This is a genomic window from Actinokineospora inagensis DSM 44258, assembly GCF_000482865.1.
Classification (GTDB): domain Bacteria; phylum Actinomycetota; class Actinomycetes; order Mycobacteriales; family Pseudonocardiaceae; genus Actinokineospora; species Actinokineospora inagensis.
The window spans coordinates 19,755-41,248 of record NZ_KI519516.1; the positions used below are offsets into that span (position 1 = coordinate 19,755).

Here is a 21,494-nt window from a genome sequence, read left to right on the forward strand (position 1 = left end):
CGGGTAAGGCCACGCTTTCCAGTGGCCCCGCCTTTTAGCCTTACCCAGGCTGCCGCTAGGGGCCCCAAACAAAACAACTTCACCACAACGGGCACTTCAGCTTTAATCTGGCGCCAATGGCCGGCGTCGCCGCCAGGCGACAAGGCCGAACCCCGAGGCGCAGCCGAGGCCCAGAGACCCCTCACCCCTCCAACCTCCCCGACAACGAGATCGCAGGCGTACAGTCCCCCTTCTCCACAGGATTCTGACAACTCACCGCCAACACCACCGACTCCCCAGCGGTGAACGTCAACGCCTCCACCCAGTGATGATCCAAGTCCCGGAAGTTCCCCAGCCCGAATTCGAACATCGTCGTCCGATCGTCCCGGTTCCGCCGAACAACCCGCAATGTCCCCGCATCCGCCCGAGGGTTCTGCAGAATCAGATCCGTGACCTGCAACGTCTTCCCATCCGGCACCACATACGGAAACTCCTTGAACCGCCGAGGATCCGAATCAATCGGCGCGTCAGCCGCGATTCGCGTGTCAAACGGAACAACAGCAGGCGCCGGAGGCGCCGCCGACCGCACAGGCACAGTCGGGTCGGCCGCAGCGGGCTGGGCCGGGTCAACCCCTTGCGCCCGAAGGGCCCGGTCGGCGTTGCCCTTCGCCTCTCCTGCCTGTTTCTGCGCCCCAACCGCGTTCTGCTGCGCCGACTGCGCGACCTGTTTGATGTCGGCCGACTGCTTCGCCGCCGCGTCTGTGGCAGCGGAACGCACGGCGGGCTTCAACACGGTGAACCACAACGCGATCACCACAAGCAGGAACGCCAACAGTATCGCCAACGCGGGCAGGACCCACTTGGGAAGTAACTGACGTTGGACATAGGTCGCCTCAGCCGTGACGGCGGCACCAGTGGCCGGAGTCACCACAACCTTGAACGGATGCCGAACAGGCTGCCCACGCAAGAATCGGCGGATCGGCTTCACCCGAAGCCGGACATAGGCGGTCGTACCAGGCGCCAGTGTCAGTTCCGGGTGCGCGAAAGCGAAACGGACCTCGGCCTCGGGGTCGCTGGCCGCCAACACGAGACTCGCGGGCTGGTTGCCCGAGTTCTCAACGGCGACCTCGAAAGTGGCGCCCGAAGCGCCCTCCACCTTCGCGGGGACGATCTCCGCGGTGAGCTCGTCGAACGGTTCGACCGCCAGCTCGCCCTCGGTCATCACCGAACCCTCGGGGTCCTCCTGCGAGAACACCCGAACCCCGAAGGGAAGGGTTCCGGCGGGAACCTCGGCCGACCGGGGCGGGGCGAAGGTGATCGTGATGGTGGTGGACTCGTCCGGGAGCAGGTTGACGTTGTCCGGGGTGGCGGTGGCCCACCGCGCGGGTGGGCCGATGACGTCGATCGCGAAGCGGTCGACGATGCCGCCCGCGTTGCGGATGGTGACGGTCGTGGTGACCTGGTCGCCCGCTCGGACCGCCAGGGTGGGCGTGGACAAGGTCGCGGAGGCACCCATCGCGGGCTCCTTAACTACGAGGCGCGGTCAGCGCAGGATGAAGGTGCGCGGATCGCCGCGGAGGACGAACGCGACCGGTTGCAGGGAACGGATCATGACGACGTACGGGGTGGCCTGGACGCGGCCGAACGGCGAGCCGCCTGCCGGGTCGGCGCCCAGGGCGCGGGGGCCGAGGGTGTCCTTGTGGAAGACCAGGACCTGGGACTGGAACGTGCCGTCCGGCTTGACCCGCACGGTGCCGGGCAACTCGGAGATGCCGACGTCCCAACTGAGGCGGACGGTGGCGTCGGGCGGGAAGTCGGTGCCGTACGCGTTGGTGACCTCACCCTGCGGGCCCGCCGACGGATCAACCCGCAGGGTCGGCTGTTTCACCACGATCCGCCCGGTCGCGGTGTTGTCATTGGGATCGATGTCCGGCCCGGTGGTGCTGACGGTCGCGGTCACCGGCACGTCCACCGCCGCGCCGGCGAGGTACGCGCCCTGCACCTGCACGCTCTGTCCGGGCGCGAGAGTCCCGAGGTCGCACGCCGTGGGGCAGCCCGCCGGGGCCCCCGCGACCAACCCGGTCGGCACCGGCGCGGTGAGCCGAACCCCGGTCATGGGAACGGGTCCGCCGTTGCGCACCGTGTAGGTAACCGTGACCGGGAGCCCGCCGACGTAACCGGGCGACGGTAGGGCTGTCAGGCTCAGCGACAAGGCACCCTTGGGCTCAGGCGTCTTCGTGATCGTAAGAACCGTGCGAGCGCTCACGGGCGGGTTGACCCCGTCATCCACCGTCAACACCAGCGTGTACTTCCCCGGATCAGCGCAGGTGATGTTTGTGGACAGTTGGTCGGTCGCGGTGAACGAGCACTGCGGGTCCACCGACCAGGTCACCTTGGATTCCGGGCTGTCCGGATCGGCGACAGTGCCCTTGATGGGGATAGCCGTGTCTTCCTGACCGGTATAAGGCCCCCCGGCGTCGACTTTCGGTGGAACGTTGTCGAAGGTGACCGTGGTCGTATCGGATACCTCCTCGTTGACGCCATCGTTGGCGGTAAGGACAACGGTGTACGTGCCGTGTTGGTTGCACGTGATCGTGGTGCGCAGGGCCTGCGGGTTGGCGATCGCGCAGTCGGGAACGGGTCCCCCCGTCTGAAGCGGAAGGACCGACCACGTCGTGGTCAACGAAGGTCCATCGGGGTCGGTCGCCGTACCGGTGATCTGGACGGGCGTGCCCTGCCCACCGGAGTACGGGCCACCCGCGTCGACTGTCGGCGGCGCGTTGCGCACGTGCAGGATCGCCGTGTTCCGCACCGGCCCGTTGACCCCGTCCGACCCTGTCAGCGACAACACGTAGGTGCCAAACGTGGTGCACCGCACCGTGGTGTTCAACGCCGACGGGTTCGCGACCGTGCATTCCCCGCTGTTCGGGTTGACGGTCCACGTGGTGGTCTGAGTCGCCCCATCGGAGTCGGTGAAGGTCCCGGCGATCGGGATGTCCGCGTTCTGGAGGCCGTCATACGGCCCACCCGCGTTCACCACCGGCGGCGCGTTCACGATCACGTTCCGACACTGGACAGCGCTACCGTCACCGTAAACATCCTTACCCCGGGCAATCACGCACACCCGGTGATTCCCCGAAGCCAGGTCGACGGTGGTGTCGTAGGGCGTCGTATACGGACCCGTGTGCGGTAGCCCCGGCACGGAGATCTGCCGCTCGGTCCCACCGTCGACGCTGACCGACACGCTGTTGAGCGACGACCGGACCAAGTTGGGCACGACGTCCGGCAGCGTCGTCGCGTCCCCGACCTCGCTGCAGCCGCCGTGTGTGTGGTCGCCGATGTAGCCCAGGGTCGTCGAGTCGGAGACGGTGCCACAGGTGGCGGCGGTGCCCACCGCGAACGTGTGGAACTTGATGGTGTCCACGACCGGGTCCAGCGCGTCGGTGACCGAGCCGCCGTTGTTCTGCCCGTCCGACATGAAGATGATCAGCTTGTTGTGCTCGGGCATGGTCGCGGCGACCCGCTTGGCCACGGTCACCGCCTCCGGGTACCGGGTGTACCCGGAGTCGACGTCGAAGCGGGTGTACTTCCCGATGCCACCGGACGTGCCGTTGTCCAGGCTCTCCAACACGGTCGAGGTGTCGTAGACGTTGTCGTGGTCGGCGTCCGTGCCGGGCCGGACGTACTCGTCGACCGGGTTCGAGTCGGACACCGGCGGACTCAGGTCAGCGGTCTTCGCGTCCCCGCCGAACGCCACGACGGCCACCGACCCGATCGACCCCTCGTGCACGGCCTGCTGGATCACCCCCTCCCCCGCCGCGACCTCGCAGCCCAGCGTGGTGCGGGTGCCGCACACGGAGTCCGTGCTGCCGGAGACGTCGACGACCAGCACGATGCCCGTGTCCGGCGGCAACGTCGTGTCGCCGATGGACGCCGTGCCGCGCACCGGAACGGCGCCGGGCGGCACGACCGCGCCCTCGGTCGGCTCGCTGATCGTCATGCCGACCGTCGTCGCCCGCTGCGCCACCGCGGCCGACCCGGGCACCAGCGCCGCGATCAGCACACCGACCACGCCGAGCCGCAGTGCGGCCACACCCCACCTCATGGCTGCTCGAACAACTCGACCTCGGACAGCGCCACGTCGGTGCCCTGCAGCGACCGGTGGATGTCGACGACGTGCACCTCGACCTGGGTGGCGCCCGCGCTGTTGGCCAGGTCCACGGTCTGCGCGTCCGGTGTGTCGGCGAGCGCGACGTCGTAGGTCTTGCCGGTCGAGTAGACCAGGTGCAGCCGGGCGGGCCGGTGCGTGGCCTGGAACTGGGCCGGATCGCCGACCCGGACGATGGCGCGGCGCAGGTCGACCGGGTGGTCGAAGGTCAGCACCAGCACCGGTGGCGCCCCGGTCATCGGCGCCGCCCAGTAGGTGTTCTTCGCGTTGTCGACGGCGAGCGTCGCGTCGTGCCCGGGGGTCGCCGCCGTCGCGGAGATCTTGGTCGGTCGGACCGGTCGCAGGTCGGCGCCGAACTGCCGCTCGACCCACTTGCGCCCGGCGACGACCTCCTGGTTCACCGAGGTCCGGAACCCGGGGACGATCCCGTACAGCACGGCGAGGACGGCGAGGATCGCCACGAACACCCGCCGCAGCCACCGCCCGATCGCGGCGAGCACGCCCCGACGACGGGGTCCCTTCCGCTTGCGGCTGAGCCGGACCCGTTTCCACCACGGCGGCTTGACCTGTTCCGGTTCGTCCAACGGCCGCCCGCAGCCCATGCAGATCCGGCGGGACACCGGGTTGCGGGTGCGGCAGCCGACGCAGACGACGTCATCCTCGGCCAGTTCGCGGTGCTCGGTCTGCGCCCGGGGCCGCAGCGGCCGCGCGTCCGCCGGTTGCTGCGCCCCCGGGTGATCGACCTCCGGCGCATCGGCGGCGACCGGGGCCGAGGTCGCTGAGGTCGCCGACGTCGCTGTGGTCACCGCGGCCGGTTGCCGGTCCGGCTCGTGGCCGGACCACTCCAGGAACTCGCCGCACCTCGGGCAGAACTGCGTCCCCTCGGCGGAGCGCTCCCCGCACTTCGCGCAAACAATCATCACCCGTTCTCCCGCCCATCCCCCGTCACGACCCGAACCTCCACCCGCACGTGGACCGGCACGAACTCGGCCACCGCCGCCCGCACGGCCACCACGTCCACCGACCCGTCACCTGAGCCACCGACCGAGCCACCAACTGAGCCATCCAGCGGGCCGTCGACCAGGACGTCCACCCGCACCACCCCGGGATCCGACCCGGGCAGCGGGCCGCCGTGCTCGGCCCGCACCACGCAGCCGCCGCTGTCGTCGACCCGCACCCGCAGGCCGGTCAGCACCCGCACCTGGTCGGCCAGGCCGGCCGCGGTGCCGCGCAACCGGTGTGTGCGGACCGCGCCCGCGACCAGCGCCCGCCGCTGCGCCACGCTCCACCGCTCGTCGACCTCCAGCGCCACCCAGCCGCCGAGCCAGTCCAGGAAGTCCGGGGCGGTCAGCGCCGGGTCGAACAGGTCGGCGTAGGCGTCCAGCACGGCGAACACCGGCGCGAACACCTCGTCCAGGGCGGCGGTGAACCGCTGGGTGAACTCGTTCTCGGCGTAGATCCCGGGCAGCCGGTCGCCGATCGGGTGGCGGACCGGGACGTCCGCGGACGCGGTGCGCACGGCTCAACTCCTCGTCACTCGAACCTGGTGCTGGTAGCTGAACACCAGCGCGTCGCCCGCGATGTCGATCCGCTGCACCCGGTTCCCGCGCTCACCGGTGACCGAGTTGGCGGCGAACAACATCACGTCCTCGACCATCTCGACCCCGTCGAGCCGCTGCAGCACCGCGAACATCTCGCCCTCCTGCACCGGCCTGCCGAAGGGCCAGCCGTCGCCGTCGGGGCCGCCGCTGATCGGGTTGAGGTAGTCGTGCAGGGCGCGGGTGGCGCGCTCGGTCAGGCCCTCGGCGACCACCTTCGGCCGGGACCGCAGCCGCGCGACCACGGTGACGCCCTGGTAGAACGGCGGCTCGACCACGACCCGGGCGCCGAGGCAGCGGCGGGCGGACAGGGTGCGCTCGACGTCGGCGCGCAGCCGGTCGGGCAGCTTCAACCAGCCGAACGACAACTCGCCGGTGGTCGGGATGTCCGGCACGACCAGCACCCGCACCCCGTTGGGGCTGTCCGGGTCCTCCGCGCAGCGCACCCGGGCCACCTGCGGTGAGGCGCCCTTGGTGAGTTCCTCGTAGTCGTGCGCGGTGACGGCCCGTTCCAGGGTGCGCAGGGTCAGCGGACCGCGGACCGCCGCGTCCCGCACGCTCTCGCCGTCGACCCCGCCGGTCGCGGGGTGGTGGTTGGTGACCCCGCTGACGAACGGCACCGGGTCGCGCAGCACGGCCAGCATCCCGCGCGCGACGTTGCCACCGCGGCCGCCGCCGGTCCGGTACTCCGGGACGCGGATGGCCGACGCCTTCGCCGGGACCGCGCCGTAGTAGCGGAAAGCGCCGTCCGGCTGGCGGATCGCGGGGCCGAAGACGATCTCGCCCGCGATCCGGTCCAGGGTGAAGTGCCGGTCGGCCGGGCCGGAGTCGGCGAACGAGGCGACCTCGGTCCACTCCTGCCAACCGTCGGCGGTGGCGACCTCGACGGTCAACGGCGTGCCCGCCACCACCGGTCGCCGCGCCAGCGGGAACCGCTGTCGGGGCACGCCTTCCGACACCCCGAGCACCTCGTCCCGCACGACCTCGGCGTGCACGGCGGTCCCGGTGGCACCCACCGTCGCGGCGGTGACGGCCCGCAACGTCGGGGGTGCCTGGTAGAACGGCTGTCCGGGCTCCGGTTTCGTTGCCCGACAACGAATCCAGCCCGCCCGGTGGATGCCGACGACAGACGCGGCGTGGGTCGGGGGGAGGTGCAGCTCGACGTCGCCCGCCGTGTTGAAGCCGCCGGTCGTGTCGTGGGCGACCGCGCAGGACGCCCACTTGTCGCCGTCCCACGCCTCCCACGCCAGCGGCGGGTCCTTCGGGTCGATGCCGACACCGGCGACCTGGCACTCCATCCTGAGCAGCACCAGCCCGCCGGGCACGGCGTCGGACAGTCCGAAGTAGACCGTGTCGTCCGGCTCGGGCGGCGTGCCGAACAGCGCGGGCTCGCGGCCGTCGACCACGTCGTCGGTGCGGTCGACCGGCGGCCGGTCCCCCGACGAGGTCGCCAGCCTTGCCCACGCGCACGGCCGGATCTCCAGGGTCCGCTCCAGGGTGAACACCACCGGCTCGACGCCCTCCACCCGCTGGGTCGCGACCTGGCTCCCCGCCTGCACGACCACCGGGTTCTCCTGCGGCGCGGACAACCGGAACGTCGCGGGCACGCGGGCGGCGGCGGGCGGGAACAGGTCGACCCCGATCAGGTCGAGGAAGCGCAGGTAGGCCTGCTCGGGCATCCGGTTCACCCGGTAGATCAACTGGTCGACCATGGCGGCGAAGGTCTCGATCAGCGTCACCCCGGGGTCGGACACGTTGTGGTCGGACCACTCCGGGCAGCGCTGCTGCACCCGCCGCTTCGCCTCGTCCACCAGGTCCTGGAACCGGCGGTCGTCCAGGTTCGGGATCGGGATGGCCATCAGCGGACCTCCCCGGCGGCGGGCCGCTCGGCGCCCGGGATGAGCGGTGGCTCGTGCGTGGGGATCACGTAGAACGGGAAGACCAGGTTGCGCGGGTCGTTGCGGTCGCGCAGCGTGTACCGGATGTCGATGAGCAGCATGCCCTGGTCGACCGCGTCGAACCCGACCACCACGTCCTCCAGCGCGATCCGCGGCTCCCACCGCTCCAGCGCCGAGCGCACCTCGTAGGCGAGTTGACCCGCGGTCGCCGCGTCCGCCGGGGCGAACACCAGGTCGTGGATGGCGCAGCCGAACTCCGGGCGCATCGGCCGCTCCCCCGGCGAGGTGCCCAGGATCAGCCGGATGCTCTCCACGATCTCCCGGTCGCCGCCGACCAGCGCGACCGACCCGGTGGCGTCGGTGCGCACCGGGAACGCCCAGCCCCTGCCGATGAACTCCACGTCAACCTCCGATGAGGACGGTCGGGCAGCCGAGCAGGATCGGCGCCCCGCAGCCGGACATGTCCCCCATCCGCGCCGCGGGCCTGCCGCCGATCAGCACGGTCGGGCACCCGGGCGGCACGATCGGGGTCGGCGGGTGCGGGGGCGGTGGTGGGAACGAGCACGCGTGCAGGTCACCGACGACCGACGCCGGTTTGCCGCCGATCAACACCGTGGGCACGCCGGGGCCGGTGATCGTGCCCGGGTGCCCGGTCGGGTCCCCGACCCGCGCCGCTGGTGGCATGGCCCGCCTCCTGCTCGATCCGTTAGTTGATCTTGACTACGCCGCCGCGGACCGTGGTGGCCCCGCTCGCGCTCAGTTCCGCCTGCCCCTGGCCCTTCACCGCGACCGTGGCGCCCTCGGCGGAGAACTCGGTCGCCGCCTTGACCTTCACCGTCTGCCCGGTCAGCTCCAGCGGGCCCTGACCGGCGTCGACGGTGATGCCGTTGGGCGCCTTCACCGTGATCGTCTTGGCGCTGGTGATCTCGATGGACCCGGCGGTCTGGTCCAGCTTGACCACGCACTTGCCGTCCCCGGTGGCCACCGTGATCCCGTCCGCCTCGACGAACTCCACCTTGTGCGCCTTGCGCGAGACGAACCCGCGCACCGCGATCTCACCGGACCCGCCGTCCACCACCGGTTTGCTGAACTGCGGCACGGTGTCCTTGCCGTTGTGCAGCGACCCGAGGACGAACGGGGCGTCGAAGTCGCCGTGCTCGAAGCCGACCAACACCTCGTCGCCGACCTCGGGCAGCATCATCGCGCCCCGGGCCTTGCCCGCGCCCCACTCGGTCATCCGCGCCCAGGTGCTGGTGTAGTCGTCGGACAGCCACGGGAAGGTGAGCTTGACCCGGCCCAGCTTGTCCGGGTCGCGCACATCGCTGACCACCCCGATCACAAGTCCACTGTGGACTTTCTGGTCCCGGCCACCGGAGGCCAGACCGTAGAAGGACCGCTCCTGCCTGCCGGACACGGTGAACTCGGTGGTGTAGCCGACCTCGTCGCTGAACAGGTGGTGGGTGCTGGTGAGGGTGTACTTGCCCACGAACGGCTCGCCCACGTTCGCCAACGACACCTGAGCGCCCGCCCGCAGCTTCGGGTTGCCCTTGGCGACCCCGTCCAACTCGACGCAGGCGGCGCCGAAGTCCTCCGCCAGCGCCTTGGCCATCGCGGTCGCCGCGCCCTGGGTGCCCCTGGTGGTCACGGCCGCCATCGGTGGGCTGCCGACCTTGTTCGCGATCTCGACCGGATTGGCACCGGCGACGTCCATTCCGGCGTGCTTGGGCGGCGCGGTGGCGGTCACGGCCTGCTTCGCCTTGACGTCCCAACCACGCACGCCCACCTCCGGTACCTGCTCGGCGGCGGTGACGCTCGCCCGGAGGCTGACCAGGTTGCGGTGCGCCTCCAGGACCAGCGGGTCGGCGGTCGCCTTGGCGGACTGGCCGGGCGCGGCGGAAGGCTGCTCGGGGAGGCGGAAGCTGAGCTTCTTGTCCGACACGGTGATCTGCGCGCCGACGTCGTCGGCCAACCGGGACAGGAACTCCCAGTCACTCAGGTTGTGCTGGCTGAACTGGGTGTTCGGGGCGCCGCCGTAGCCCGCGACGTCGTCGATCGTGCCCGCCTGCAGACCGGCGCGGGTGGCGACCTTGCGGACCACGTCGGCCACGGTCATCTCCGGGTAGACCGCGACCCGCCTGCCCCGGAACAGCCGGTGCGCGTGGTCGTAGCCGCGGACCTCGGTGAACGTGCCGACCCGGTCCAGGTCCAGGGTGACCGCGGTGACCTCGCCGGTCAGCAGCGGCTGCGGACCACCCGGATCGGCCGTCTGCACCTTCACCTCGACCGGGGCGCCGATCTTGGCGCCGGTCTTGGTGAGCACCACACCGCCCGGGTCGCGGAACCGCAGGACGAACACGGCGGGCAGGTTGCGGCTGTCGTCCACATAGGCCAGTGTGAGCATCGCCTTGACGTCGGCGGGCAGTTGCCGCCCCCCGATCGACACGACCAACGTGTTGGCGAAGCTCTCATTGGCCACGGGTGATCTCCTCCAGCGCGGGCACCCGCAGTCGCGTCCCGGGCCGCACGGTCATCGGGTCGTCGATGTCGTTCAGCTCGGCGATGTCCCGCCAGAAGTTCGGGTCGCCGTACGCGCGGTAGGCCACCGACTGCAGGGTCTCCCCGGCGACGATGGTGTGCGTGGCGCGGACAGCGAGCGTCCCGGACGTCGGGTTCTGACCGCCCTGCTCGCCGGAGATCTCCTCCAGGTTCACCGTGCACACCGCGCGGACCGGCAGCCCGGCCGGGGTGAACAACACGTACTTGGCGGTGACACTGCTGACATACGCCGGGAACCCGGTCATCCCGCCCCACTTGAACACCACCCACGGCGGCGAGCCCTTGCCGCTCTGCCTGCTCTCCTCCGTCGGCACGCAGCACGCGAACACCTGCTCGACCGTCTTGACGACCTTGTCGCCCATCGTGTCGGTCGCGTCCAGGAACATCTCCAGCGTCAACTTGCACGGGTCGGCGCCCTTGAACTCCGGCGGGCCACTCTTCTTCGCGTTGCGCTGCGCGTCCCGCCCCCACTTGGCGTTCTTGGTGATCGACAGTTCCTTGGGGTTGAACTGGAACGGGATGTCGAACATGAACGCGCCCGGCTTGGCCGTGCTGCCCGCCTGCGGTGGCATGTGGACGGCCAGCTTCGCCCGCTGCAGGTTCGCGGGCGCCCCCGCGCCGTAGGCCGACGGCGCCGACGACCCGGCGGAGACGAAGGTGACCGGCGACGCCATCAGGCACCCCGACCGAGGAACCCGTGGTGCGCGAGCTCCAGTGTCTCGGTCGCGACCTTCGGCGAGTCAGCCGAGAGCTGCGGCCCGGTCCACCGCACCGGCACCACGTCCAGCAACGACCAGCGCGCGATCACCTTGCCCTCCAAGGTCCGCGCCTCGATGGTCGCCGTCTTGCGCCGCACCCCGCCCGCCATGCTCGCGATCCACTGGGTGATCTTCGCGCTGTCCGCGGTCACCGGCCGGGAGAACTTCACGTTGCCGTACTTGATCCTGGTCGGCAACTGCCACACGAACCCGTTGTTGCCGCCCTCTTCCCGCTGCTCCATCACGAACTCGCAGCCGAGGCCGTCACAACTGCTGAACGCCCCCAGGCTCGCGTCGTCGATCTTCACCACGTAGCAGACGGCGACGGCCTCTTCGATGCTGGTCATGTCGGCTCCCTCAGTGCCACCGGTCGGTCGCCCGACCCCAACGTTCCCGGTCCAACCGCAGCTCGGTCTTCAACCGCCGCAACAACGGGTCGAACAACTTCCGCACCAACTCCTCCGGCGCCGCCTCCGCCTTCGGCGCCTGCGGAGCGGCCGTCGGCCCGCGCTCCGGCGGCGGTTCAGCGGCGGGCTCGTCCGCCACCCTCGCCACGGTCACCGTCTGTTCCGGCTCCGCCCACTCCGGCTGCGCGGCTGGTGGGTTCACCGGGACCGGATACGGCTCAGCACCACGCTGAACAACCACCCCAGGCGACTCGACCCCCGACGACCAAGTGAACGCACTTTCCGGGAGCGGAGCCGTCCTGGCCCCACCCGGTTCACCGCTCTGCTGCACCGTCAAGCTCCCCACACCAACAAGCGGCCGGTCCACAGCCTCGACCCGCACACCCACCGCCGGAATCGACCGACCGACCGCTGTCTCCGAAGTCCCCACGGCCAACCTCTGCACCGGGGCACCCGCAACCCGCGCGACCTCCACATCCGACCTCGGCATCGACGCTGCGTCGGCCCGCACACCCAACAGCTCGCCGATCGGCGCGACACCCACCGCGCCAACAACCGGACGCGCGGCCTCCGGCACAGGAGACCTCTGCACCGAGGCGCTGTCGACCGGCGTACCCGGCAGCTCAACACCCGCCGCACGAACAACCCGGTCCACAGGCGATCCACCGACCGACCGCTGCACAGGCGCGCTCCCCGGCTGCTCGGCACCGACCAGCGGCCGAACACCCCACTCCACCGATCGCCCAACCACCACAGGCGGAGCTGCTTCAGCGTGGAAGGGCTCGACAACCACGTCCGTGGGCGGGGAGTCATCCAGGGTTTCGACCGGCGACGACTGGACCACCGGCGGCTCAGTACCCACCAGTGGCCGGTCAACCGACTCCAGCGACCCGGACTCCGCAACACCGGGCGCGACCGGCGCCTCGGCTTGTGTACTCGCGAACGACGCGCCAAGCCCCCGCACCTGCGGCACACCAAGCCCGGGAACAGACTCCGAAGACACCGCGCGCTGGACATCCACACTCGGGGCACCAGACCCGACCAACGGCTGGTCCAGCCTCGCCGAGACAGGTACCGCCGCATCGTCGGGTGACCCCATGAACGGCTCCCCCAGCCCGATCCGCCGCTGCACCACCGGTCGACTCACCTCAGGCGCCACCACCGGCCGATCCACCACCCCCCGAGACTCCGACACCACGGCGGGCTCGCCCACCGCATCGGCCCCCGCAGGCTCCGAGACCAACGCACGCTCGGATACCAAAGCACTTTCCGACACCACAACCGGTTCCGGCACCACCACTACGGCAGGTTCCGTAGCCGTGAAAGGTTCCGCCACCACAGGTATCTCTGACTGCACTGCGGATTCCGGCACAGCAGCACGTTGCACCGCGACAACCGGTTTCGCGGCCACGGCAGGTTCCGACCGCCGGACAGGTTGCAGCACCGAGCCAGGCTCCACTCTCGCGGCGGAACTCGGCACGACAGCACGCTGCACCACCACTGGGGGCTCAGCAGACACGGCACGTTCCGACGCCCAAACTGGTCCTGCTGTCACATCAGACCCTGACACCACGACACCGTTCGGCACCGCTACTGCAGGCTCCAACGGCATGCCAGGTTCCGGCGCCAAGCCAGATTCTGCTCTCGCGGCGGAACCCGATACCACCGCACGCTGCAAGGCCACCGCAGGCTCAGCAGGCACGACGCGATCCGGCTCCGAGCCAGGTCCCGCTATCACGTCAGACCCCGATACCACGGCACGTTCCGACGTCACCACCGCAGGTTCCAACGGCATACCAGGTTGCGGCGCCAAGCCAGACTCCACCGTCGCAGCGGAACCCGACACCACCGCACGCTGCACCGCCACCACCGTAGGCTCAGCAGGCACGGCACGTTCCGACACCACCACCGCAGGTTGCGGCGGCATGGCAGTCTGCGGCGCCGAGCCGGGCTCAACTGCCACAACGGAATCCGGCACCACCGCACGTTGCAACGCCACAGGCGGTTCCGGCCGCACCGCAGGTGTCGAAGGCAGGACACGGTCCGGTGCCGTCAGAGCGGACCCCGACACCAGAGCACGCCGCACCGCCACGGCTGATTCCGCCGTCACGACAGGTTCCACTGGCACGGCACGGTCCACCGCCGGAGCGGGCTCCACCGGCAAGGCGGCCTCAGACACCACAGCGCGCTCCGGTTCCGCCATCACCGCCCTTTCCGAAGCCACCACCGACTCCGGTACAGCACCGGGCTCGGACGCGACGGCACGTTGCACCCCCGCAACCGGCCCCGTCAGCACCGGAAGTTCCGGTGCCACAGCGGATCGCGGCACCACCACCGGCACAGGAACTTCCGGTGCCACAGCGGGTCCCGCGACTGACCCTGCCGACACGGGAAGCTCCTCCGCCACTACGGGTTGGGGCGCCGCTACAGGCTCGTCGATCTCCGCGACCGGCCGGACGAACACGGTCGGGTCGTCCGCAGGTATGTCGATCACCGGGGCGAACGGGGCCGGTTCCACCGCCCGCTGCACCGGCCCGAACCGCAACCCGCCACTACGATCCACAGTGGACAACCGTGGCCCCCGCCCGGCCAACGGCAGTTCGGCGGGGCGCACCACCTCCGCCGACCCGCTCGGCTCGTCCGAGGCGACCCGGTGCGCCAGCGGCCGGAGGAAGGACGGGTTCTGCCACGCGGTCAGGCCCGAGCTGAACCGCTGCACCGGGTTCACCAGCGGGTGGTCGCCGAGTACCCGGTCGAGCGGGGGCAGCGCGCGCCAGTCCGCCCGCACCACCGGCAGGGCGGTGGGCTTGCGCCGCCACGGCCACATGGTCACCGTCCCTGTGTGATGCGGGTGTTGATGCGGGCGATCTCGGCCACGTAGCGCAGCCGGTCGGGGTGTTCGAGGTCGAGGATGTCGTCGAGGGGCCAGTGGAAGTGGTAGGCGACGTACGCGACCTCCTCCTGGAGCCGGTCGGGCGCGTACGTCAGGATTCCCCCAGGCGGCCACCGGCCACGTCGACGGCGAAGCCGTGACCGCACTGCGGGCACGTGACCCCGGCGCGGGTGTGGCCCTCGCTGTTGACCCGCCGGTAGAGGTCCTGCAGGAACGCCAGGTCGGTGGCGAACAGGTTCTCGATGACACCGGCGTGGATGTCGGTGACGTCGCCGAGGCGGGTCACCACCCTGGCCAGCAGGACCACCGTCAGGTAGGCCGGGTTCTCCCGGACCCGGTCGTCGCGCAGGGGGACCAGTTCGTCCCGCGCGGTGGCCAGGCGCATGGTGCCGGTGACGTGGGTGACGCCGTTGTCGTCCAGGTAGCCGCGCGGGAGTTCGAAGGCGAACTCGGTGCGCAGGTCCCGCCGCGGCTCGGTGGCGCGCGGCGGGTCCTGCACGGCGGTCGTGGTTCGGCGCATCCGGTTACTCGACTTCCATCATCTCGTAGGTGACGACGAGCTTCTCGGTGAGCACGCTGGTGTCCCCGGCCTTGAGCGAGCCGATCTCCAGGGACTTGGGCCAGGCGTTGGTGAGCTTGTAGCGCTTGATCGGGCTGCCCTCGTAGTCGTAGACGATGATGGCGCCGCCCTTGCGCGCGTTGGCCATCTTGCCGAAGTGCGCGTCCTTGACCCACTTCTCGAAGCTCGTGTCGCCGGTGAGGCCGCGGGTCAGGGTGACCTCGCCCGCCTTGGGCCGACCGGGCAGCTTCTTGATGACGTACTTGCCGTCCGCGGTGTTCTGCTTGAGCTCGATGACGTCCTGTTCCATCTTCAGGCCGGACACCTCGTTGATGGCCTTGATCTGGATGCCGTCGACCTCGAGGCCGAACGAGTGGCCGACCGAGGTGTCGAGATCGGGGAGTGCCATGCGCTGCCGCCCTTTCGGTTACTCGTTGACCAGGCTGGTGCCGCCGGAGAGCTGGGCCAGCCGGAACACCACGAACTCGGCGGGCTTGACCGGCGCGACGCCGATCTCGCACACCACGTGCCCGGAGTCGATGCTCTCCGCGGGGTTGGTCTCCTGGTCGCACTTGACGTAGAACGCCTCGTCCGGGGTGGACCCGAACAGCGCGCCCCTGCGCCACTCCATCACCAGGAAGGAGCTGATGGTGCGCCGGATGCGGGCCCACAGCGCCTCGTCGTTGGGTTCGAACACCACCCACTGGGTGCCGTTGAGGATGGACTCCTCCAGGTAGTTGAACAGCCTGCGCACGTTGAGGTAGCGCCAGTCGCTGTCGCTGGAGAGGGTCCGCGCGCCCCAGACCCGGATGCCGCGGCCGGTGAACGAGCGCAGGCAGTTGACGCCGACGGGGTTGAGCAGCGCCTGCTCGGCCTGGGTGACCACGCTCTGCAGGGACAGCACGCCGCGCACGACCTCGTTGGCGGGTGCCTTGTGCACGCCGCGGGTGCCGTCGTTGCGCGCCCAGACCCCGGCGAGGTGGCCGCTGGGCGGGACGAACACGGCGCCGTCACCGGACGGGTCGGCGACCTTGATCCACGGGTAGTAGAGCGCGGCGTAGCGGGTGTCGTAGTTGACGTCGTCGCGCCACTGCTTGGCCTGCTGCGGGTTGAGCGCGGGCGGGGTGTCCAGGATGGCCAGCCGGTCGCCCATCAGCTCGGCGTGCGCGATCATCGCGGTCTGCACGGCCTGGACGCCCTCCAGGTCGATCAGGTCGCGCTGGTAGAGGCCCATCAGGTCGGGCACGGCGACCATGGTGACCTCGTCGATGACCTCCAGGCCGCCGAAGCCGGTGCGGTCGGCGACGTCGCCGACGATGTCGTCCGCGCTGATCGACTCGACGGTGGCGGGTGGCGGCGCGAGTAGCACGCTCCCCCGGTCCGGCTTGACGAGCGCGCCCGCGGCGACCTCCTCGACGGTGATCAGCGCCGACTTCTCGCGGACCACGGTGACGATGTTCTCCTTGCCGCGCTTGGTTGTCGCGCTGTGCGTCTCGACGACCTTGCCGTTCTGCTTGACGAGCAGGGTGAAGCGGTCGTCGGGGGCGTTCTCCTCGGTCGGGTCGGCGACCTCGACGGTGATCTCGTCCGCCTTGCCATCCCTGCTCTCCGCCGGGGGCAACTGCTTGACGGCGACGCGGTAGTTGCCGAGTCGCGCCTGCGCGGGCTCCGGGCCGGAACCGTTGCCGTTCTCGCTGGCGCCCACTCGTACGACGTAACAGGTCGTGCCGCCGTTGAGGAAGTAGCCGAAGACGGCTTGGGCGAGGTAGCCGCCGTCGACGAAGTCACCGAAGGTCTGGGTGAACTGGCCCCAGTTGGTGACCAACGTCGGTTCGTCGTAGGGGCCGCGCTCGGCGAGGCCCACGAAGGCGGCGACGGCGGTCCCGACGCCCTCGATCGGCCGCGACCCCGACTCCACCTCCTCGACGTACACACCCGGGGAGAGGTAATTGGGCATGGTCTGCCTCCAAGGAGTCGGCCGCTGACGAAACTGATACTGGCCCCGGAAACCGTTGCCTCCCACGGCCCTCAGGCGGCGTGCGGGGGAACCGGCCGTTGCCCTAAGAGGCAGGCGGTCGCGTCCCAATCGTGATCGTGCGCGCGGTAACGGGTCAGCCCGCCAGCGCGACCCCGAGGTACGGGCCGAACTCGCGTTCCAGGCACAGTCGGCCCAGCTTCCGGTATTCCCGCGCGACCGCCCCGACCAGGCGGGCCATGGACACGGGTTCACCGCGGTCCGCGGCCAGGTACGCGGCGGTGACGGCGGCGGACCTGATGTGGCCACCGGCGAGTTCGAAGGAATCGGCGAGGAAGTCGAGGTCCAGGTCGTCACCGCGGGGCAGGACCGGGCCGAGGCAGCGGTCCCACAGCGTCCGGCGCAGCGACTCGTCCGGGACGGGGAAGTCGACGACGACGTCGAGCCTGCGGGTGAACGCGTCGTCCAGGTTGGCCCGCAGGTTGGTCGAGAGCAGCGCGATGCCCTCGAAGGTCTCCATGCGTTGCAGCAGGTAGGCGCTCTCGATGTTGGCGTAGCGGTCGTGCGCGTCGCGGACCTCGGAGCGCTTGCCGAAGATCGCGTCGGCCTCGTCGAACAGCAGCACCCCGTTGACCCCGGCGGCCTCGGCGAAGATCCGCTCCAGGTTCTTCTCGGTCTCGCCGACGTACTTGTCGATCACGGTGGCCAGGTTGACGGTGTAGAGGTCCATGCCCAGCGACCCGGCGATGACCTCGGCGGACATGGTCTTGCCGGTGCCGGAGTCGCCCGCCATCAGCCCGGTGACGCCGCGGCCCCGGCCGCCCCCGGGTCGCATCCGCCACTCGTCCAGGACGCGGTCGCGGTGCCGGGCGCGGGCGGCGAGTTCGCGGAGGCCGGCCAGGATGGGTGCGGGCAGGACCAGGTCGTCCCAGCCCACGGCGGGTTCGATGCGGCGCGCGAGGTGCTGGAGTCCGGCCGCGTTCTGACTCCGGGCTCCCGCGCGCAGGTGGTTCGCGTTGACGGGGCTACCGGAGGCGATGGCAGCGAGCTCGGCGGCGTGGGCGGCATTGCGGATCTGACCGGGTCCCAACACGAAGTGCGCGGTGACCGAGCCCGGGTCGGTATCCGGTGCGAGCTTGCCCGCAAGACAGGACTGCCAGATCTTCGTCCGTGCCGGGGCTGAGAGGGGACGGACGTCAACCTGGACCGGTGGCGTAATGCTCCACTTTGGATCCCACACCGAGGTCCCGTGAAGAACCACGGGGACAGCGGGATGGTCGAGCGGGGCAAGAGGCAAGGGAGTGCCCTGAGTACCAACGGGACCGATGACGATGCCCGCGCCACGCAAGAGGGCTTCCCGGAGCAGCGCTCGGGCGGTGTCGTGGGGATGGTCGGCCGGGAGCCGCTGGGTGTCCACGGTCAGGGCGGCGAAACCCGCGTCGGACAGTGCTGTCGCGGCGGTCTCGCGGGCTCCGCAGCCGGGGTGCTCACGCAGGTAGACGGATCGAACGCCACCCGCGAACGCGCGCGTGAGGTGGTCGGTGCCGGGCAGGGCGTCCAGGTCGGTGGCGACGGTGGCGAAACCGGCGATGCCGGGGTCCAGGCGGGTGTCGCCGAGCAGGTGGGCGACGACCCGGTCCGGGACACGCAGGGAGCGGGACAGCAGGGGGCGGTCGCGGTCGTCGACGACGAGCAGGCCGGAGGTGATCAGCGGCGCGTCCGCGTCGAGTCGGGCGCGGGCCGGGGCCGACGCCTCCGGGATGCCGCACAGCCGCAATGCGAGGCCGACGCTGGCGCGGCGGCGAGTGACGTCGTCGTTGAGGTAGCCGTAGAACTGCTCGTAGCGGCTGTCGATGTCGGGGGCGACGGCGATGAGCAGCAACTCGGCGTCCAGCGGGGTAAGAGGCACGAGTTCGGTAAGACGATCGGACACGCCTGACGGATCGAGGTCGCCGGGGAGCGGGAACGGCGAGCGCGCGTCGGAGAAGAGAGCGTCTATGGCTTCCTCGGAGAGGTAGAGCCCACGAAACGGGTCATCCGGGTTGGGGTCGCCCGCGCGTCTTAATGCCACGGCCTCACGGATGCGTTGCTCCAAGGCGGCAAGACGGTCGAACAGGTGCAGGACGCTGGTGTCGGTCACTGTGCCTCCCTGCGCACCCGGGTCATGGCGACCCGTTCCAGGGGCTGGTCGGGTGTGGCGTCTTCCGGCACGTTGTGCCCGACAGCGCTGTCACCGTTGACATTGAGCCGAACACCCTCGTGGGCAGGCGGGCCCGCCGGGAACACCCGGCCGGTCTCCATCGGCGCGGACACGACGACATCCAGCGACGGCTTGAGCTCGCCACCGAGCGCGGTCCACACGTCGGCAAAGGCACGGTCTTCCGGCGGCGGTAGGGCTACCGTCATCGGTATGGGCAATGCGAGGGCGGCGAGGGTGCCTTCCAGCAGCTCAGGTGGGATCGCCTCATAGCGGAGGAATCGGCTTAAGAGGGACGAGAGCAATCTGTGCTCGTCTTCGGGACGTTGCGTCCATGCGGAAACGAGGTAAGAGAGCTTGAAGTACCTGGGCGGCAAGTGGCGCGCGGTAACGACACCGTTGACGTACTCGTTCTGCAGTCCACGCGTTCGTCGGCGTAGATCCTCGCGCACGTCGTAGAGGTAGACGTTCACGGTAGGGGCGTTGCGTCGGGAAGCCCATTCCTTCGTGGGGGCCTCGAACGCCACATCCGCCTCGCCGCTGAGCAACGGGTCGTCGCGCACCAGCCGCCGAAGGCAGAGGTCAACCTCGTGGATCACACGTCCTCCCCGCCTCACCGAGCACCGGCACCCGACTATCGCGCGGCGACACCCGCGTCCACACCCGTCGAAGCCCAGGCTTGGGGGAACGGGCGCCTTCCCCAACGGGCAACTGGTAGTTGTTGACGGCCCCGCGCGCACACCGTTTGACTGACGCGAGTGCGCGCGAAGCGGCTGTTGGCCCTTGTCGGCCTCACTGTCCTGACGACAACAACCTCGCTGGTAGTGTCGGCCCCCGTGGCGGACGGCTCGACCCCGGGCTTGGACCTGGACCGGGCGACGATCCCCCAACTCCAGCACCTGATGGACCACGGCGACCTCAGCGCCGTGCGGCTCACCCAGGCCTACCTGGCCCGGATCCGGACCGTCGACCCGAAGGTGCACGCGGTCCTCAAGGTCGACGACACGGCGCTCGACCAGGCGCGGGCCAGCGACAAGCGCCGCCGCTCCGGGCACGTCCGCGGGCCGCTGGACGGCATCCCGGTCCTGCTCAAGGACAACATCGACACCCGCGGCCTGGCCACCACCGCGGGCTCACGCGCCCTGCTGGTCCCACCGCCGTCGGCCGACGCGACCCTGGTGACCCGGCTGCGCGACGCGGGGGCGGTCATCCTCGGCAAGGCCAACCTGTCCGAGTGGGCGAACTTCCGCTCGACCCACTCGACGTCCGGCTGGTCCGGGGTCGGCGGGCAGACCAACAACCCCTACGTGCTCGACCGCAACCCGTGTGGTTCCTCGTCCGGCTCGGGTGCGGGCGTCGCGGCGAGCCTGGCACAGGTCGCCATCGGCACCGAGACCGACGGGTCCATCGTGTGCCCGTCGGCGCAGAACGGCGTGGTGGGCCACAAACCCAGCCTGGGCCTGGTCAGCCGCACCGGGGTGGTGCCGATCTCGCTCGAACAGGACACGGCGGGCCCCATCGCGCGCAACGTCGAGGACGTGGCCATCACCCTGTCCGTCCTCCAGGGCCGCGACCACGCCGACAAGGCCACACTCGCCTACCCCGCCGACCAACCGTCGAACTACGCCCGCTTCCGCACCGGCCTGCGCGGTGCCCGAATCGGCGTGTGGCGCCTGTCCGGCATCGACAAGGACGTCGACCGCGTCGTGGACGACAGCGTCACACTCCTCACCGACCACGGCGCCACAGTGGTGGATGTCGATCTCCCCTACCAGGACCAGATCGAGGCCGTCGAGTACCCGGCCCTCACCACCGAGATCGCCCGCGACCTCCCCGCGTACCTGCGCCACCGCCCGCAGGCCCCGCAAACCATGGCCGCGCTGGTCGACTTCAACCGCAAGGACCCCGTCGAGCTCAGCAAGTTCGGCCAGGAACTCTTCGAGCAGGCCCTCACCGCCCCCTCCCCCACCGACCCCACCTACCGCGACCAACGCGCCACGGCAACCTCCCTCGCCCAACGCTCCATCGACGAAACCCTGGCCAAGTACCACCTCGACGCCATCATCGCCCCCACCAACAGCCCCGCCTGGCCCACCAACTACCAAGCAGGCGACGCCTACATCCTCGGCTCCAGCACCCCCGCCGCCGTCGCCGGCTACCCCGCCACCACCGTCCCCGCAGGCTACGCGGGCGAACTCCCCATCGGCCTCACCTTCTTCGCAGCCCACTGGTCCGACGCCACCACCCTCACCCTCGCCGCCGCCTACGAACACGCCAACCCCATCCGCCACGCCCCACGCTTCCTGGCCACGACGTAGTCGATATCCGTTCCCCCCATTCGTCCGTTGTTCTCCAAACCACTGACGCACGTTCGGACCCGCAGAATGGTCGCCCGCCAAACGCGGTTACGCACAGTGTCACAATGCGGGACCGATCCCCCGTAACGAACGGCTGGTGACGTGCGACGTCAAGGTCACTCGCCAGGGATCGGCGAATAACGAAACGA

18 protein-coding genes are annotated in these 21,494 nt (G+C 70.2%); 1 reads left to right on the forward strand and 17 read right to left on the reverse strand.

The features are described 5' to 3' along the window. Positions 1-181 precede the first annotated feature (181 nt). The 17 genes from H504_RS0126180 to H504_RS0126265 form a co-directional block, all read right to left on the reverse strand. The gene (locus H504_RS0126180) at positions 182-1,495 is read right to left on the reverse strand and encodes a COG1470 family protein (RefSeq protein ID WP_026425189.1); all 1,314 of its coding nucleotides are present in this window, start codon (positions 1,493-1,495) and stop codon (positions 182-184) included. A gap of 27 nt (positions 1,496-1,522) precedes the next feature. Beyond that, a complete protein-coding gene (locus H504_RS0126185) occupies positions 1,523-4,072 on the reverse strand; it encodes a vWA domain-containing protein (RefSeq protein WP_026425190.1) in 2,550 nt (849 codons plus the stop codon). Between the two features lie 8 nt (positions 4,073-4,080). Next, on the reverse strand, positions 4,081-5,067 hold the full coding sequence (locus tag H504_RS0126190) for a zinc ribbon domain-containing protein (protein ID WP_026425191.1): 987 nt from the start codon (positions 5,065-5,067) through the stop codon (positions 4,081-4,083). After that, positions 5,067-5,666 carry a phage tail protein gene (locus H504_RS0126195; RefSeq protein WP_026425192.1) on the reverse strand — a complete coding sequence of 200 codons (600 nt, stop codon included), beginning with the start codon at positions 5,664-5,666 and terminating at the stop codon, positions 5,067-5,069. Before H504_RS0126195 ends, H504_RS0126190 begins: the two co-directional genes overlap by 1 nt. Positions 5,667-5,669: 3 nt before the next feature. Beyond that, complete coding sequence (locus H504_RS0126200; protein ID WP_026425193.1) at positions 5,670-7,604, reverse strand: putative baseplate assembly protein; 1,935 nt, start codon at positions 7,602-7,604, stop codon at positions 5,670-5,672. Further along, entirely contained in the window at positions 7,604-8,044 is a 441-nt protein-coding gene (locus H504_RS0126205) for a GPW/gp25 family protein (RefSeq protein WP_026425194.1), read from the reverse strand. The genes H504_RS0126200 and H504_RS0126205 overlap by 1 nt, the downstream gene beginning before the upstream one ends. Before the next feature lies 1 nt (position 8,045). Further along, the gene (locus tag H504_RS0126210) at positions 8,046-8,327 is read right to left on the reverse strand and encodes a PAAR domain-containing protein (RefSeq protein WP_026425195.1); all 282 of its coding nucleotides are present in this window, start codon (positions 8,325-8,327) and stop codon (positions 8,046-8,048) included. A 22-nt stretch (positions 8,328-8,349) separates the two neighbouring features. Continuing rightward, entirely contained in the window at positions 8,350-10,119 is a 1,770-nt protein-coding gene (locus tag H504_RS0126215; RefSeq protein ID WP_026425196.1) for a VgrG-related protein, read from the reverse strand. Beyond that, positions 10,109-10,873: a CIS tube protein gene (locus H504_RS0126220; RefSeq protein ID WP_026425197.1), complete on the reverse strand. Its 765-nt coding sequence runs from the start codon at positions 10,871-10,873 to the stop codon at positions 10,109-10,111. Before H504_RS0126220 ends, H504_RS0126215 begins: the two co-directional genes overlap by 11 nt. After that, positions 10,873-11,304 carry a phage tail protein gene (locus tag H504_RS0126225; protein WP_026425198.1) on the reverse strand — a complete coding sequence of 144 codons (432 nt, stop codon included), beginning with the start codon at positions 11,302-11,304 and terminating at the stop codon, positions 10,873-10,875. The genes H504_RS0126220 and H504_RS0126225 overlap by 1 nt, the downstream gene beginning before the upstream one ends. A 10-nt stretch (positions 11,305-11,314) precedes the next feature. After that, positions 11,315-11,566 carry a hypothetical protein gene (locus tag H504_RS41645; RefSeq protein ID WP_157440646.1) on the reverse strand — a complete coding sequence of 84 codons (252 nt, stop codon included), beginning with the start codon at positions 11,564-11,566 and terminating at the stop codon, positions 11,315-11,317. A 2,627-nt stretch (positions 11,567-14,193) separates the two neighbouring features. Then, positions 14,194-14,352 carry a DUF6760 family protein gene (locus tag H504_RS37095; protein WP_157440668.1) on the reverse strand — a complete coding sequence of 53 codons (159 nt, stop codon included), beginning with the start codon at positions 14,350-14,352 and terminating at the stop codon, positions 14,194-14,196. Continuing rightward, positions 14,349-14,777 (reverse strand): hypothetical protein, encoded by a 429-nt coding sequence (locus tag H504_RS0126245; RefSeq protein WP_026425201.1) that lies wholly within the window; start codon positions 14,775-14,777, stop codon positions 14,349-14,351. The genes H504_RS37095 and H504_RS0126245 overlap by 4 nt, the downstream gene beginning before the upstream one ends. A gap of 4 nt (positions 14,778-14,781) precedes the next feature. Beyond that, on the reverse strand, positions 14,782-15,225 hold the full coding sequence (locus H504_RS0126250; RefSeq protein ID WP_026425202.1) for a phage tail protein: 444 nt from the start codon (positions 15,223-15,225) through the stop codon (positions 14,782-14,784). A gap of 18 nt (positions 15,226-15,243) precedes the next feature. Continuing rightward, entirely contained in the window at positions 15,244-16,773 is a 1,530-nt protein-coding gene (locus tag H504_RS0126255) for a phage tail sheath family protein (RefSeq protein WP_026425203.1), read from the reverse strand. 154 nt (positions 16,774-16,927) lie between these two features. Then, positions 16,928-18,931, reverse strand: a complete 2,004-nt coding sequence (locus H504_RS0126260) for an ATP-binding protein (RefSeq protein WP_026425204.1) — start codon at positions 18,929-18,931, stop codon at positions 16,928-16,930. Beyond that, entirely contained in the window at positions 18,928-19,587 is a 660-nt protein-coding gene (locus H504_RS0126265) for a Pvc16 family protein (RefSeq protein WP_026425205.1), read from the reverse strand. Before H504_RS0126265 ends, H504_RS0126260 begins: the two co-directional genes overlap by 4 nt. 225 nt (positions 19,588-19,812) lie before the next feature. Here H504_RS0126265 and H504_RS0126270 point away from each other — a divergent pair, with 225 nt between their 5' ends. Further along, positions 19,813-21,306 carry an amidase gene (locus tag H504_RS0126270; protein ID WP_245614464.1) on the forward strand — a complete coding sequence of 498 codons (1,494 nt, stop codon included), beginning with the start codon at positions 19,813-19,815 and terminating at the stop codon, positions 21,304-21,306. Positions 21,307-21,494 lie beyond the last annotated feature (188 nt).

Bases quoted from the DNA above. Each gene is read 5' to 3' on its own strand.
- H504_RS0126180 (WP_026425189.1), bottom strand. From the start codon at position 1,495: ATGGGTGCCTCCGCGACCTTGTCCACGCCCACCCTGGCGGTCCGAGCG.
- H504_RS0126190 (WP_026425191.1), bottom strand. From the start codon at position 5,067: ATGATTGTTTGCGCGAAGTGCGGGGAGCGCTCCGCCGAGGGGACGCAG.
- H504_RS0126200 (WP_026425193.1), bottom strand. From the start codon at position 7,604: ATGGCCATCCCGATCCCGAACCTGGACGACCGCCGGTTCCAGGACCTG.
- H504_RS0126210 (WP_026425195.1), bottom strand. From the start codon at position 8,327: ATGCCACCAGCGGCGCGGGTCGGGGACCCGACCGGGCACCCGGGCACG.
- H504_RS0126220 (WP_026425197.1), bottom strand. From the start codon at position 10,873: ATGGCGTCGCCGGTCACCTTCGTCTCCGCCGGGTCGTCGGCGCCGTCG.
- H504_RS0126225 (WP_026425198.1), bottom strand. From the start codon at position 11,304: ATGACCAGCATCGAAGAGGCCGTCGCCGTCTGCTACGTGGTGAAGATC.
- H504_RS0126245 (WP_026425201.1), bottom strand. From the start codon at position 14,777: ATGCGCCGAACCACGACCGCCGTGCAGGACCCGCCGCGCGCCACCGAG.
- H504_RS0126250 (WP_026425202.1), bottom strand. From the start codon at position 15,225: ATGGCACTCCCCGATCTCGACACCTCGGTCGGCCACTCGTTCGGCCTC.
- H504_RS0126255 (WP_026425203.1), bottom strand. From the start codon at position 16,773: ATGCCCAATTACCTCTCCCCGGGTGTGTACGTCGAGGAGGTGGAGTCG.